The following is a 15,039-nucleotide window of genomic DNA, read 5'->3' as shown; positions in this document are numbered from 1 at the left end:
GTAATTACGCAATCTTTCCTTCAAAGACATAGGTTGCAGGCCCTGTTAGCACAATAACGCCATCATCACGAGTTTCTAATGTGACTGTACCGCCTGGCATCGTAATATCACATATAGGGTCAATTAATCCTTTTTTCAAGGCCGCCGCATGCACTGCACACGCTCCGCTGCCACATGCCAAAGTAATCCCAGTTCCACGCTCCCAAGGAATCATTGTAATGTGATCCTGTGATTCCACATGAACGAAATGTACGTTCGTACGATTAGGAAACAATCGATGGTGTTCAACATGCGGTCCATAAGTTTCAGCCATTTCAATGGTTGGATGCTGCGTAAAAATCACCGCATGGGGATTCCCCATGGATACCGCCACCATATCTGGTTTGTGTGCCAGGTCCGTAAATAAATCCAACAAATCAAGCTGTTGAGATATCGGTTGGTCGTCCCATGTGAACTCTGGTTGCCCCATTGTAATGCGTACTTGCCCATCATCCAATAGCCACGCTTCATGATGCCCTGTTGGAGATTGCACCTTAATAGACGCCTGTTTGCGTTGTGTCATCAATAACCATGCCAAACATCGAATGCCATTACCGCATTGTTCTGCCGCAGTTCCGTCTTGATTATAAAACCGAACGACTGATTCCTCGTCATCCGTATAAGTAATCAATTGATCTGCACCAATTCCAGTATGTCGATCACATAAACTTATAACGTCCACAGGCGCAAGTATTTTGGTATGTTTCAATATAATAAAATCATTACCCAACCCATGCATTTTATGGAATAACATAGCAACCTCGTTCTCACAATAATCACTATTCTAATATCATAGTTCAAATGATTTGACTAGCGCTGCTTAGCACAAAGCAGCGTGACGCTGGACTCGTTGGATTAGATCCGATGCGCTGTGATACGGATTATTGCCGTTGGCAACGTGCCGTTGCATCCATTAGGTTTAGATTTGGCGTGTTTTGGATACGGATTTGAAACAACAAAAACCGTAAGGCAACCTGAGATTGCATCCATTGAGTTAGATCCGATGTGATTTGAGAAGTGTAATAAAATACAATGCGGGAGGATGAGGGGAGTTTGAACCTACCTTCGGCGCAGGGCAGCGTGACGCTGCACCCATTAGGTTGGTTTTGAACCCACCTTCGGCGCAGGAGGGGTAAGGGTGAAAAATGAATTTGAGATATTTTGTTGAAAAGTAGTGTTTTAGTTCCTTGTTGTTGTTTGAAAGTGCTGTGTTTTTGAGACTTTCAAAGTGTTGTTATAGCAATGTGTGTTTGCCGCGTGAAATCCGTGTCTGTGCGAATCGGATCTATCTTATTGGATGCAACCTCAGGTTGCAAAACCGAGTGAATCCCCAGTAACCCGCACGTGCAAAAAGAACCCCATTTCTTACACGAATGGGGAAAGGCGGACTTTAGTAATATTACAAAGTCGGTGTTTTACGAGCCCGTCGGCTCTAGGGGTTGCTTACAGGAGCTGTGACTACTGATCGGGTAGTGAAGCACCTGTACTGGGGATTCGATTCGGCGTTGTGTCCTTGAGCGGTTCAAAGACGTAGAACGAAAAAAGGCTACCCAGGTTTTTGGGTAGCCTTTTCGCAATTCTAGTTATTAGTATACATAAGAAGTTTGGATTGTCAATAGTTTTTGCATTTCGTATCAAAGTATATCGGATCCAGGGATCATCCCTGGTGCAGCGTCGCGCTGCCAAAAAAGTTTGTTTTATTCATAATTGGTTAAGAAGTATCTGATAGTTTGAAGGTGGACGGATTATAGTAAACTCAGATCTCACTTCGGTGAGTGCATCTGATACGTAATGACGATTCTGAATATACAGTAGCGCAGCGCAGCGCGAACTATGTTCTAGTATGAACAGGGATGGACTCCCTGGGAAGACGTGTAACTTTTCAAAAACGATTTTTTTGAAAGATACCAATTGTATTACGTTGTGGTGGCGGGGGGAGGACACGCTCTGAGAATTGATGATGGGAGGGCCCCATCGGGGGCGCGAGACCAGCAGTTAGAAAATTCAATTTTTTTTCAAAAGCAGTCTGATGCTGGAAACCTGCGGTTGCATCCATTAGATAATGCGGTTTTTAAAAATTGAAATCCGAGTCTGTGCAAATTGAATCTAAGCAACGTGCCGTTGCATCCATTAGATTTGTCCGTTTCATAGCCTTGATATTTTTAAACAGTCTTCAGGTTGTATTTCACAATCCGTGTTCTTGCACATCGGATCTGACTTGTCGGATGCAACGGCACGTTGCAGGCTCAAGGGCGCTTTGCGCACCAGAGCGGCGGTTGCCGCTATCAAATCGCGTTGCGATTTGCTTGAGCTGCATAAAGACAGAGGTCGGCATACAAGAGATGGGTGATACAGTTAGTGGTATGCCGGGAGAGATTCGAGAGGCACAATATGTTAGTTGCTTATAACCCGTGTTTTTGCACATCGGATCTGACTTGTCGGATGCAGCGTCACGCTGCCAACGTGCCGTTGGATCTTATAGGTTGTATCGGGTGTGTGCTGAGGCGGATTGTAATTTTTTTCAACCGTATTAATATCTAAGCTCACATAAAACAATTACGCGGCGCCCTTTGCTCCAGACTTTCTTCTAATGGATGCAACGGCACATTACCGGGAGCAAACCTGCGCCGCACATAGTGTGAGAAAATCGTAGGGATCCAACGTGACGATTTCGGCTTATGGCGTTGTTTTTTATAATCCGTGTCAGAACGAATCGGATCTGACCTAATGGGTGCAGCGTCACGCTGCTCTGATCTAACTTAACGGATGCAACGGCACGTTGCCAGGGATCATCCCTGGAGGTATGAATGAGAGATTTTATACTCTAATGTTTCTAAATCCTTATCTGGTGCTGCCCCTTGTTTTTTTATGGCAGTTTCGTCTTTAAGAAGTTCCGTTCAAAATATTGGTATAGCGGGGTGCTGAGGTATACGATGATTTTCATCTTGTCGTCTTCAAACTCTTTTAGTGTGATGCGACCATGTTCGTGGAGCCATGCAAGGGCTTTTCCATCGTCGATGCGCAATGACACGCAATATTGTTGATCGTTGGTTCCAAGGTGATCTTCAATAACTTGGGCAAGATCGTCAAGACCTGTTTTATTAACGGCAGAAATAAAGACAGCCTCTGGGTGGGCTTCTTTGAGTGCTGCGATCATTCCATCCGTGGCAGTGTCAGTTTTATTATAGACGGGTATAATTTTGTTGGGAGAATATTCGCCACGTTTTTTTAAAATGGTTTGAATAATGCGGAAGACTTCCTGTTCATGAGCATCACGCTGAGGAGAGGAGATATCTTGTACGTGCAAGATTACATCGGCATCCAACGTTTCTTCTAACGTGCTCTGAAATGCCGTGATTAATTGAGGCGGTAAATCTGAGATAAACCCAACCGTATCGGATAAAATGATGTGTCGACCCGAGGGCAGTTTTAATTTACGACGGGTTGTATCCAATGTCGCGAACAATAGATCTTTTACAAACACAGATTCATCAGTCAATGTGTTAAACAATGTGGATTTTCCAGCGTTGGTGTATCCGATCAATGCAACGTTTAGCATGTCGGAACGTTCACGTGCTTTTTTTTGAATGCGATTGGTGCGTGTGACATCTGCTAATTTTTCTTCTAGGCGTTGAATTTTAAGGCTTAGAATACGTTTGTCCATTTCAAGCTGAGATTCGCCAGGGCCACCGATAAATCCAAGGCTTCCGCGTTGGCGTTCAAGGTGAGACCACATGCGAACTAATCGAGTTTTTTCGTAAGTAAGTGCAGCGAGTGCAACTTGCAGTCGACCTTCGGCTGATTGAGCGCGCCTAGCAAAAATTTCAATAATAAAGCCTGGGCGGTCATATACTTTAATACCAAGAGCTTTTTCCAGATTGCGTTGTTGTAACCCCGTTAAAAATGCATCTAAAAACAAAACATTCGCACCGGTGTTGCTGATGTTCGTCTTTAAATCTGTCAGTTGACCCTCACCAATTAGTGTAGAAGATCTGATCTTTTTTAAAGGGTAAATGCTGGTACCAGCGACATTTAAGTTAATGGCTTTAACTAAATTGCTGTCTTCTTCGACGCGGGCATTGCGGTCAATGACGTTAGAGTGGGGATAATGAACATAGGCAACCCAACACAAAGACCCAGGAAGATCTTTAGGTATAAAATCAAGTTCCTGGGCTTCGGATAGAGTAAAATTTAATTCGTTATTAATCGTTTTCTTCTTCTGCTGATCCATTTAATGCAAAGGGGTTAAGTGGCATAACCGTAGATATAGCATGTTTATAGATCAGTTGGGAATGGTCATCTCGACGTAATAACATAGAAAAGTTATCAAACCAGGTAATAGTACCTTGTAATTTTACGCCGTTAACTAGAAATACAACGACTGGAGATTTATCTTTTCTAAGGGTGTTCAAGAACAAGTCTTGAATGTTAGGTGCTTTTTCAGTTGTTTTTGCTGACATTTTTTTAAATCCTTATTGATTTTAAAGCCTGAACATACAATTTTGGGTGTCTGATATGTTCAAGATAATAAATACCTCTAAAAATATGAGGGTCTTATACTTATATAATATATATCACAAAAAAAATAAAAAGTCAAGTTTTTTTCGAATAGCTATGATTTTTTACATGGGTACCTTGCTTCAATTGCAAGGCGATTAGCAGACATACAACAAATAATGCACCTAAAACGATTGTGAATGACGTGTCAAACATTTCTATGGAATATTGTGGAACACCTTCTAACATAGTTCCATCCCAGTGATGTTCTAACAATTTTCCAACCATTTGATTGAGGATAGCGCCCCCAAACATATTGAATGCATTTACGATGCTGATTGTTAACCCAGACGTTTCTTTTGTTGTTTCTAATGCAGCACCTGTAAACGACATCATTATAGCACCTGAAAATAATCCTAATAAAAATAGGATAATTTTAGCAGCAGCAAAGGGCAGGTCAGGGATCAACATAAAGCTAAAAAATAAAGAAGTTAAAACAATGGCGCTTAGTTTTATGCCAGTAAAAATTTTGTTTTTTTTCTCAAAATACCAGGGCAATACTAAGCTTCCAATTGCCAGACCAATATACATCGTCATTGCCGCTGATGCTGCATCAGCTCTCATGACACCATAACGTTTTGTTAGATAGGCGGTTCCCCACAAATCTGCAAAAACGGTTAATGACGAAAAGAACCCCAATCCAAGAATGCCATAAATATACACAATTTTATTTTTAAACACTTTTTTTAAGATATCAAAATTAAACGGCTCTTGATCTGCAGGTTTAATATATGAAGGTAAGTTAGACATAATAAGAATAACGATCAATAGACCTAACGCACCCAACGCAAGGATCGTTAATCTCCAGCCGATAGATTCCAATAACGATACAACAAGGTTTCCGGAAATGAGAGCTCCTAAAGTTCCCATAGTCAGTGTTGTGCCCATGTATAAACCGCGATGACCAGCGGGGATATAGTCTGCACATATTTTTAATGAACACATAAATACTGGGGCAGATCCAATACCCATTAGTAATCGACCTAATTGTAAATGCCACAATGATGTTGACCAATAAAACATGCACGCACCTAAAATACACATGCTGATTGCAGCCAGCGCAACTTTCTTTAAACCAAGTCGATCAACAATCGCACCTAAGGGAACTTGCAGTCCACCATATGCATATAAATACATGGCGCCCAAGCTTGAAAAGTCAACGGCGCTTAATAACAAATCCGTTCGAAGTTCCTGTTCAGCGACACTAGGGAATACGCGCAATACGTATTGATACATATAAAACAATGATAAAGAAAACCAAGCTAACTTGGGCGATGACAAACGTTGCATTTGAAAACTCTGTTATTAATTAAAAGTATGTGGTTGGATCATACTGAAAATTTAAACGATGTCAAAGCGAAAAAATCTTTGATTCATTCATAAAGTTGTTATGAGTTCTGATAGATTAAAGATGGTTAAGTGTACATCGGCATCTTTTATGTATGATCGATTTTTGTGGGTAAGGTCGAAAGTAAGTCGTGCAAGATGGTCTGAGGCGGTCGCCTAAGCACGCGTGTACTAAACTTTGATGAAGCTTTGCCAAATCACTTGGTCATGATCTACAATAATAGGTAGCGATAAAAATACTTGATAAGGAAGTGGGGATTCACTCACCAACGGTTTTATCTGGGGCCAATACTTTTTCCCAACGGGTTCTAGAATTTTTCCAATCGGTAAGGACGTTAGGTTGAATCGGTGATCATAGGTGATGTTGGAACAGGTAATTCGTTCGTGAGGGCATTTATCCCATTCGCGCACAACATATAGTTTAGTATGATGTTCCATCCAATAGCAACCAGCAAAGGTAAAAGGTTTAAACTCATTGACCGTTAGCTTTTGGGTCAGTGAATCCATATTATGCCGCACGTTAGCAGTTGTGATCGTGATGTTTCTAACTTGAGACGATAAACGCAAGGCAATCCGTTTTATTAAAGACCCTGGCAACTGTTTTAAGTTGATATCGCATTGAATAAATTGTAATTGATCATCAAAAATAGTGTGTTGAGAGATCCAATTGTTCGCAGACCATTCTAACGCTTCATCATCGCCAGATAGTTTTTCACAGACTGACTGAATAACTTTAGGGGATAATCCCAATTGAGACAGTCGATCAATCTGATCACGCCATCGAATCCGTTCATACTTTCGCATTTCATTGCTGGGATCATCGATCCAAGGTTGATTTTGACCGATAAGATAATTCTTTAACGTTTCAGGATCGATATTCAAAAAGGGGCGATATATAGAGATGTCATCTCTAAGAGTATGAGGCAAGATACCTGCAAGTCCTTTTAAGCCACTGGCATGAGACAATCTCATAAAAAACGTTTCCCATTGATCGTGCGCATGGTGACCTAAGCACAAATGTTCAATATGAAGTTGCTTGCAATACTCAATTAATAAGGCATAGCGAGCGTCCCGAGCCCTTTCTTGTATATTATTTGTGAGCGTGGAGTGATGCCAAATTAATGTTTCATGGTGAATCCCACGATCGGTCAACCACTGGTGTACTTGCTTGGCTTCTGATTTTGATTCCGCCCGCAATTGATGGTCAATCGTGATTGCAGTAAGCTTTATGTTATGAAGAGTAGCCCATTCATTTAATAATAAGCAGAGAGCCATACTGTCAGCTCCACCAGATACGGCAACGGCAATATGTGTTGCATTTTGAGGGGGTAGCAATGAATCAACGTGTTGCAATAATAAATGGGAAGCGTTCATCTGTTCAGGCTAAATAAGATTTCGATGTATTATTGAACCTTAGTTGAAGGTGACGGGTCTGTCAAGATGCAGCGTGTTGTAGTATCTAAAAATCTTTCGTTTGTTCAGAAAATATTAATCTTTGTGCACTATCGTTTTTTTAGTGCACTTATATATTTAATTTTAGCCCACCGTTTCGTGAAGAAATGACGGATCGCTTCGTCTATTTAGTCTCGATTTAGGGAGTGGGTTTTGTCCCCCCACCCTAAGGTCACGAAGGGTGATAGGGTGGGGGGTGGTAAAAAAATCGTGTTAACTGAATCTTAACCTTTATTAAGCAACGTGACGTTGCATCCAATAGGTAATGCGGTTTGTAAAAATTAAAATTCCTGAGCTGTCGCAACGTTGTTGTTTGTAATCCGTGTCAGAACGAATCGGATCTAATCTGCAGGGTGTAGCGACGCTGCCAACGTGCCAACCTGCGGTTAGACCAGGGATGATCCCTGGACCCGTTCGATAAGATCGGGTGTGATGCGACACATGTTCAAAAGTTCAATAATTTCAAACAGTAAACCTAATGAATCCAACCTCATATTGATGTCACGCTTGTTATTGCATTGCATGGATTGAGAAAGCGTAAAAAACATGGTATAAACATTCGTCACATGGAGGCTTTATGACTGTTATTACGCGATTTGCGCCTAGTCCAACGGGATATTTGCACATTGGTGGTGCGCGCACAGCATTGTTTAATTGGCTGTTTGCTCGCCATTATGGCGGGAAATTTCTATTGCGAATTGAAGATACTGACCGTGCTAGATCAACGGACGATGCCATTCAGGCTATTTTCAAGGGGTTACAATGGTTAGGTCTGGATTGGGACGATGAACCAACGTTTCAATTTTCCCGCGCATCTCGTCACGTAGACGTGGCAGAAGCCATGATTAAAGCAGGCAAAGCCTATTACTGTTACTGCAGTCCAGAAGAGCTTGAACAGATGAAGCAACACGCCGTTGCAGAGGGAAGAGCCCCAATTTATGATGGTCGTTGGCGTGACCGCGATCCTGCTGAAGCACCTAAAGGTGTACGTCCGGTGATTCGTATTAAAATGCCTAAGGACGGGGAGACCGTGATTCATGATACGGTTCAGGGGCAAGTCACAGTTCAGAATGCTCAATTAGATGATATGATTTTGGTTCGAAGCGATGGGACACCCACCTATATGTTGGCAGTTGTGGTCGATGATCACGACATGGGCATTACGCATATTATTCGGGGTGACGATCACCTTACGAATGCATTTCGTCAAAAACAAATTTATGAAGCCATGGGCTGGCATACGCCAAGTTTCAGTCACATTCCATTGATTCATGGTCAAGATGGAGCAAAGCTTTCCAAACGTCATGGGGCGCTAGGTGTTGATGCTTACGAAACGATGGGGTTTTTACCAGAGGCCATGCGCAATTATCTTGTACGCCTTAGTTGGGCTCATGGTGATGATGAGATTTTCTCAACGCAACAAGCCATCGAATGGTTTGATGGATCCAGCATCGGGAAATCTGCAGCACGCTTTGATATGGTGAAATTAACTAGCGTTAACGGTCATTATATCCAGGATGCTAGCAGTCAACGTTTGGTTGATCTATTAACAGCATCTCACCCTGATCTAAACTTTGTGCAAAAAGAACGCATGTTGTTAGGGATGAATGGATTAAAGCAACGATCGAAAACAATGGTAGAGTTGTGGGAATCGGCTCAACTATATGTTTGGGACATTCCTGTAGCCTATACTGAAAAGGCGAAACCATTCTTGGCGAATAAGTCCTTGTTAGGTCAAATTTGGGATAGCTTGTCTCAAGTTTCTGATTGGCTTGAACCTTCGCTACATGAATGGGCAAAAGCATTTGCAGAAACTCATTCCATGAAGTTGGGGGATGTCGCACAACCGATTCGCGCAGCACTAACAGGATCAACAGTATCTCCAAGTGTCTTTGAAGTTGCAGCCATCATTGGCCGCGAATTAACAGAAAAACGATTTCAACACGCATTAAAATTATCGGATTAAAAGGAGTATTAAATGTCCGCAGAACAAACATTAATGAATATGCAATTAGATGTAAACGCTCAGTTTATTAAAGACTTATCGTTTGAAAATCCTCAAATTTTAAAAATGTTACAATCGGGTGAAGCATTACCTGAAATTGATATTAAAATTAATGTAACGCATAATTCTTTAGAAACACCAGATACCCACGAAGTGTGCTTAATTGTGCATGCTAAAGGGGCTAAGAATGGCACTGAAGTCTTTGTGTTAGAATTAAATTACGCAGGCATCTTTACTATAAAAAACATTGACGAGGCATTATTGCATCCCATCTTAATGATTGAATGTCCACGAATTTTGTTCCCCTATGTTCGCAACATAGTTTCTGAGGTTACGCGTGATGGTGGGTATCCGCCATTGTTGTTAAAGCCTGTGGATTTCGCAGATTTATACCGCATGCGTCTGGAACAAATGGCGGCAGAGCCAAAAGGCAACGCTTAATTTTTCCGAACATAAAAGGGTCTCGTTATTGAGACCCTTTTTCAAGTAAAGCATTTACACGTCGAATATAATTTAATGCGTACGGTTCGCCTGCTGCGAGATCTTCGCTCATTGGTTCTTTGTGGAGGAGTACCTCTAAATTTGCTAACAGTTCATCGTTCGCGTCTCTGTGCCTCTCATAGAATGCTAATGATAGCCCGAAGGCTACAGATTCATCTTTGAATCTTGAGACGTATGCATTCAGTTGTGTTAGCTTATTTTCTAAGCAATCTTTTATAATAGTGTAATCTGTCTGCTGTGAGTGTGAAATTGATACTTCAGTTATTTTAATCATTTCAGTAAATGCCGCTCTAATTAAGTGGACTCGGTTCCAAAATAGTTGTTTAAATACAGTGCTGGATTCTGGGGTTGTATATTTATCAATCTCATCAGGGTTAAAAATTAGATTTAATACAAAAGCCTCAAAATATAAAGCTAAAATTAAATCATTAAAGGATTTCAGAGCCTCATCTTTTATGTGACCGTTTGTATCAACTAGCTGTTCGGGTGATCCGATTAAGAAATCCTTATTTGCTGTATATGATCGGTGTTTTATATTTAGAGACTCAACATGGGCTTTTATTGCAGCATTAATTTCTGATTCTGAAGGAACCTCTTCTAACTTTAAACCTTTGCATGAAAACTCTGGATCTTGAATGTCTGGAATGTCAGTTAACGATCCAAACAAAACAGAAGATAATAGAGCTAGAGTTGCCAATACTTTTTTGAACATTGTATTTTTCCCTTTGAACACCTGCAACAATAATAAAGGTATTGTTATTGACAAAATGTTAATTTTTCCGAACATAAAAGGGTCTCGTTATTGAGACCCTTTATAATTTAGAACGTGTAAGGTTGTTCTAAAATTTGTGTTGGGTCATTAGCCATAAGGTTTTCAAGTGAGGTTGATAACGGTGAAACGAGATCATTAAACGATCGAATATGGTCTGGTCTGTGAGTTTTAACGACCTGATTAAATTTAGCAAGACATTCCTGTAATAATAATATGCGAATGTGATACGTATTCCATACGGCTTTCCTTGTGCCGGGTGTAGCATATTTAATAACAACGTCTGAACCAATCAATTTATGCACGGCGCAAGTTTCTGAGTGTAGAGTTGACAATAACGTGCTTGCTTCATTGAAGCTCTTTGCAGTAAAACCACCGTTCTCGCTAGTTAGATTAGCAAACAAATTATCTAAGTGAGTAACCCCTGCTATTAAAGATCTTTGCTGGATGCCATGAAAATCTAACGTCGATGTTTCGGTTGAGGATGCTTCTTTTAACTCAAGACCTTTCCATGAAAACTCTGGATCTTTAATATCTGGAATGTCAGATAAAGATCCAAACGATACAGAAGATAATAGGATTGTCGTAGCCAAGATTTTTTTAAACATTGTATTTTTTCTTTTGAATACACGTCAAAAGTATAAGGGCGTTGTTATTTACAAAGAGTTAATACCCTGCAACCAGGGCGCCTTTAAAATCAGAAAGCATTTCATGTGATAGCTGTGTTCCCTTTGTGAGTTTTAATTGTTTTGCACGACCTCCCATTAGTTCAATGGCGTACATTGTTTTTTTTGGTGGGGTGATAATGTCTGTACGATGAGGGTGAGCTTGCACCATTTCTAAGACATGTCCATGAGTATCAATAAATAAAATATCTAAATGCTGAACGACATCTTTCATCCAGAAGTTAGGCTTTTTAGAGTCTGTAAGGATATATAGTAAGCCTTCGTTTGGGCGAAGCTCTTCTACCAATTGAAACCCACGTTTTTGATCAGATTTATCGCGAAGGACTCGCAAACACACATGTTGATTTTTTGTGTCAATGCATACTTTTTCGCTGGGCATACGCAGCAATGTAAACCCTAAACATAGCATGAATATTACGGATAGTTTATTTTTTGTAGCAGGGGTCAATAGGAATATACTCCTTGTTTTGTTTTACGACCTAGTGTTCCATTTTGTACATATTTTTTAAGCAATGATGCGGGAATATATCCACTGTTTGGAAATGCGTTATGCAATGTTTCCATAATGGCAAGACAGGTATCCAAGCCTATAAAGTCAGCTAACTTCAACGGTCCCATTGGAAAAGCAGCGCCTTTTTCCAAAGCTGTGTCGATATCTTCTTTCGAGGCTAATCCGTTTTCTAAAGCAATAAATGCTTGATTGATCATGGGAATCAGTAAGCGATTTACAATAAATCCAGGCTGATCAGTTGAGATCACTGCAGTTTTTTTTATCGTTGAGATTAAAGTTTTTGCAGTTTCTAACGTGTGTTCATTAGTATCAGCGCCTGGAATAGTTTCTACTAAGTCCATTTTTAAAACAGGATTCATAAAATGAATGCCGATAAATCGTTCAGGATTTGTGACTGATTTAGCTAAATCTGATATGGGGAATGATGAAGTGTTTGATGCAATGATCGTGTCGAGCCTAACGATTGTACTGAGCCTAGCATATAACGAGTGTTTTAAGTCAAGGTTTTCTGGAATGGCCTCAATGACAACGTCAACGTTTGTTAAAGCAGTAAGGTCTGTATGAAAAGACATCATATCCATCGATGCAGACAGTTTTGAAAGGTGTGCTGTGATTCTGTTTTTTGCTGAATCTAGAGCGTTTTGCAGGGCATCAACAAGTGTTACGCGATATCCATTTAAAGCGCAAACCATAGCAATTCCTGCGCCCATTTGTCCTGCGCCAATAACGCCAATGTGTAAGGTGTTCATGTGTTTATTCTTGTTTTTTTTATTACACATAATAAAGGGCAGACTGTTGATCTGCCCTTTGGTATAGATTAATTAATTTTTACGATCGCCCAAAAATCTTAGTAAGTGGACAAACAAGTTAATGAAATCCATGTATAAGTTTAATGCGCCAATAATCGCAATTTTTTCAGTTTGATCGCGGTGCCATGCATCGGAATACATTTCTTTTAAACGTTGGTTGTCATAGGCTGTTAAACCTGCAAACACACCGACCGCAACAAATGAAATCAACCAGCTTAATTGAGTGCTGTGCATAAACATGTTTGCGAACGATGCAATCACAATACCGATTAATCCCATAAACAAAAAGCTACCAATCGGGCCAAGGTCTCGTTTTGTGGTATATCCATATAGGCTTGCCGCTGCAAACATTGACGCAGTAATAAAGAATACTCGTATAATGCTTTCAGAGGTATAGATCACAAAAATCGATGATAAGGATAACCCGACTAATGCGGCAAATACCCAGAATAATGTTTGAGCCGTTGTAATGCTCATGTGTTGTAAACGTACGCCTAAGAATACCGAAATCCCAATAGGTGCCAAAAAGATAACATACATCAATGGGGTGTTGTGAATTGCCTGCAATAGTTCAGGGCTGGTGGATACGCCATAGGATATTAAACCAGTGAATACTAATGCTGCTGCCATGTAATTGTATACACGCAACATAAAGGCCCTTAATCCCTCGCGGTATTGAGCTGTTTTGGCAGCTGACTGTGTAAAAACTTCACTACGTGCCATTTTTTTCTCCATAATTATTACTTAAAAATTTTATCATAAAGAAATTGACATCACAAGGTTAATAGGAAAATAAAGACTTTTACATTGACAAAGGCGTTGGAATTTATCACATTGTCATTCCATGGAGTTATAGATGACACGTCAACGGATTGCCAAGTATTTAGCGGCTGCAGGAATATGTTCTCGCCGACAGGGTGAAGACTTTATTGCAGCAGGTCGTATTAAGTTAAATGATCAAATTGTAACCACACCTGCAACGTTTGTTGAGGATACAGATGTTGTAAGCTTTGATAACCGTACCGTCAAATTGACTGGGGTTCGCAGAGTTTGGGCATTTTATAAACCTGCAGAATGTATTACGTCTAGGATTGACCCAGAAGGTCGTAAAACAATTTATGACATATTACCACCCTCATTTGAAAATATCAGATATGTTGGTCGATTGGACTATCTGTCAGAGGGGTTGTTATTATTGACGAATGATGGCGCCTTAGTTCGTCATTTAGAGCTTCCCATACATCGTATACCCCGTGTGTATTATGTGCGTGTTTATGGCAATGTGCACCCAAATATTGTAAACGTATTGGCAGCTGGTATGACCATTGATGGCATTCAGTATCAGGGCATACACGCAGAAGTAGAAGCATCAGAGGGGCGTAATACCTGGTTAAAGCTGACGTTATTAGAGGGTAAGAATCGAGAGATTCGAAACATCATGACGTATTTAGGATACAAGGTGAATCGATTGGTTCGTATTGGATATGGTCCGTTTTCACTGGATGATTTAACCCAAGGTGACGTCAAAGAGCTTTCAGTTGATGCTCTTGATCAATATTTGCAAAAGCTGCAGGGATAATCATGCGGATTATTCGGGGTGAATTTGTAGGCAAAGCACTGATTGCACCGTCGTCAACATTAACGCGTCCAACATCAGACAAAGTGCGACAAGCCATCTTTAATGTGATTGAACACCACGTGGATATGCAAGATTTAAGAGGCGCCACCGTTTTGGATGTCTTTGCCGGTACAGGGGCGTTAGGGCTAGAAGCATTGTCTCGTGGGGCCAAACATATAACGTTTGTGGATAACCAACGGGCAGCAGTTCGTAATTTACAGACACTGATTCATCACTGGAATATTGAAGATAGAACTACCTTATATGCTCAAGATATTCTGACTATGCCCGTTGCAGCACAGCCAGTAGATTTTATATTCTGCGATCCACCCTATGGCAAAGATTTAGTAAATTTGGCGATTGCCCATTTACACAAACAGGGGTGGATAGGGTCAAATACGACTATTATTGCTGAAATGCAAAAGCAAGATGATCTGAGGTTAGAGCTGCCGCTTAATATATTGCAAGAAAAAAAGTACGGCGATACAAAGGTTGTTTTCTTCAAGGCAACGTGACGCTGGCAACGAGCCGTTGGCAGCATGATGCTGCACCCATTAGGCAACGAGCCGTTGCATCCGATAGGTTTTGTGGGGTGACATATATAGCCCACCCACCCGGCCTGGATAGCGCGAAGGGGCGCTACCAGGTCCTTACCACACCTGTTGAAAGTGACTCGAAGAAGTGTTTAACGATATTAAAATCACCCACTTAAACACCAAGCTATGAATGTTATAAAAAACTTCAT

At 40.8% G+C, this 15,039-nt stretch carries 14 protein-coding genes; 4 read left to right on the top strand and 10 right to left on the bottom strand.

Annotation, left to right across the window (positions count from 1 at the left end):
- Nucleotides 1-4: 4 nt before the first annotated feature.
- From dapF to tilS, 5 genes are all read right to left on the bottom strand, one after another.
- Nucleotides 5-793 (bottom strand): diaminopimelate epimerase, encoded by a 789-nt coding sequence (gene dapF, locus CPBP_RS02755; RefSeq protein WP_350332526.1) that lies wholly within the window; start codon nt 791-793, stop codon nt 5-7.
- A 2,112-nt stretch (nt 794-2,905) separates the two neighbouring features.
- On the bottom strand, nt 2,906-4,270 hold the full coding sequence (hflX, locus tag CPBP_RS02750) for a GTPase HflX (RefSeq protein WP_350332525.1): 1,365 nt from the start codon (nt 4,268-4,270) through the stop codon (nt 2,906-2,908).
- Complete coding sequence (gene hfq, locus CPBP_RS02745; protein ID WP_350332524.1) at nt 4,242-4,499, bottom strand: RNA chaperone Hfq; 258 nt, start codon at nt 4,497-4,499, stop codon at nt 4,242-4,244. The genes hflX and hfq overlap by 29 nt, the downstream gene beginning before the upstream one ends.
- 133 nt (nt 4,500-4,632) lie before the next feature.
- A complete protein-coding gene (locus tag CPBP_RS02740) occupies nt 4,633-5,886 on the bottom strand; it encodes an MFS transporter (protein WP_350332523.1) in 1,254 nt (417 codons plus the stop codon).
- A 228-nt stretch (nt 5,887-6,114) separates the two neighbouring features.
- Complete coding sequence (tilS, locus tag CPBP_RS02735; RefSeq protein WP_350332522.1) at nt 6,115-7,317, bottom strand: tRNA lysidine(34) synthetase TilS; 1,203 nt, start codon at nt 7,315-7,317, stop codon at nt 6,115-6,117.
- Nucleotides 7,318-7,972: 655 nt separating this feature from the next.
- Between tilS and gltX the strand changes: the two genes are divergently transcribed.
- The gene (gene gltX, locus CPBP_RS02730) at nt 7,973-9,361 is read left to right on the top strand and encodes a glutamate--tRNA ligase (RefSeq protein WP_350332521.1); all 1,389 of its coding nucleotides are present in this window, start codon (nt 7,973-7,975) and stop codon (nt 9,359-9,361) included.
- 12 nt (nt 9,362-9,373) lie between these two features.
- Entirely contained in the window at nt 9,374-9,841 is a 468-nt protein-coding gene (secB, locus tag CPBP_RS02725; protein ID WP_350332520.1) for a protein-export chaperone SecB, read from the top strand.
- A 25-nt stretch (nt 9,842-9,866) separates the two neighbouring features.
- Here secB and CPBP_RS02720 read toward each other — a convergent pair whose 3' ends face one another.
- From CPBP_RS02720 to CPBP_RS02700, 5 genes are all read right to left on the bottom strand, one after another.
- Entirely contained in the window at nt 9,867-10,688 is an 822-nt protein-coding gene (locus CPBP_RS02720) for a hypothetical protein (RefSeq protein WP_350332519.1), read from the bottom strand.
- Nucleotides 10,689-10,720: 32 nt separating this feature from the next.
- Entirely contained in the window at nt 10,721-11,278 is a 558-nt protein-coding gene (locus CPBP_RS02715; RefSeq protein ID WP_350332518.1) for a hypothetical protein, read from the bottom strand.
- A gap of 58 nt (nt 11,279-11,336) precedes the next feature.
- Nucleotides 11,337-11,804 carry a DUF192 domain-containing protein gene (locus CPBP_RS02710; RefSeq protein WP_350332517.1) on the bottom strand — a complete coding sequence of 156 codons (468 nt, stop codon included), beginning with the start codon at nt 11,802-11,804 and terminating at the stop codon, nt 11,337-11,339.
- Nucleotides 11,801-12,616 carry a 3-hydroxyacyl-CoA dehydrogenase family protein gene (locus CPBP_RS02705; protein ID WP_350332516.1) on the bottom strand — a complete coding sequence of 272 codons (816 nt, stop codon included), beginning with the start codon at nt 12,614-12,616 and terminating at the stop codon, nt 11,801-11,803. Before CPBP_RS02705 ends, CPBP_RS02710 begins: the two co-directional genes overlap by 4 nt.
- 72 nt (nt 12,617-12,688) lie before the next feature.
- Nucleotides 12,689-13,399, bottom strand: a complete 711-nt coding sequence (locus CPBP_RS02700; RefSeq protein WP_350332515.1) for a Bax inhibitor-1/YccA family protein — start codon at nt 13,397-13,399, stop codon at nt 12,689-12,691.
- A gap of 133 nt (nt 13,400-13,532) precedes the next feature.
- Between CPBP_RS02700 and CPBP_RS02695 the strand changes: the two genes are divergently transcribed.
- Together CPBP_RS02695 and rsmD are read left to right on the top strand one after the other, a co-directional pair.
- Entirely contained in the window at nt 13,533-14,255 is a 723-nt protein-coding gene (locus CPBP_RS02695; RefSeq protein ID WP_350332514.1) for a pseudouridine synthase, read from the top strand.
- Between the two features lie 2 nt (nt 14,256-14,257).
- A complete protein-coding gene (gene rsmD, locus CPBP_RS02690) occupies nt 14,258-14,809 on the top strand; it encodes a 16S rRNA (guanine(966)-N(2))-methyltransferase RsmD (RefSeq protein ID WP_350332513.1) in 552 nt (183 codons plus the stop codon).
- Nucleotides 14,810-15,039: the final 230 nt, after the last annotated feature.

The sequence above is a fragment of the Candidatus Bodocaedibacter vickermanii genome (assembly GCF_014896945.1).
Taxonomy (GTDB): Bacteria; Pseudomonadota; Alphaproteobacteria; order UBA6184; family UBA6184; genus Bodonicaedibacter; species Bodonicaedibacter vickermanii.
This window is presented reverse-complemented; position numbering and strand designations above follow the sequence as displayed.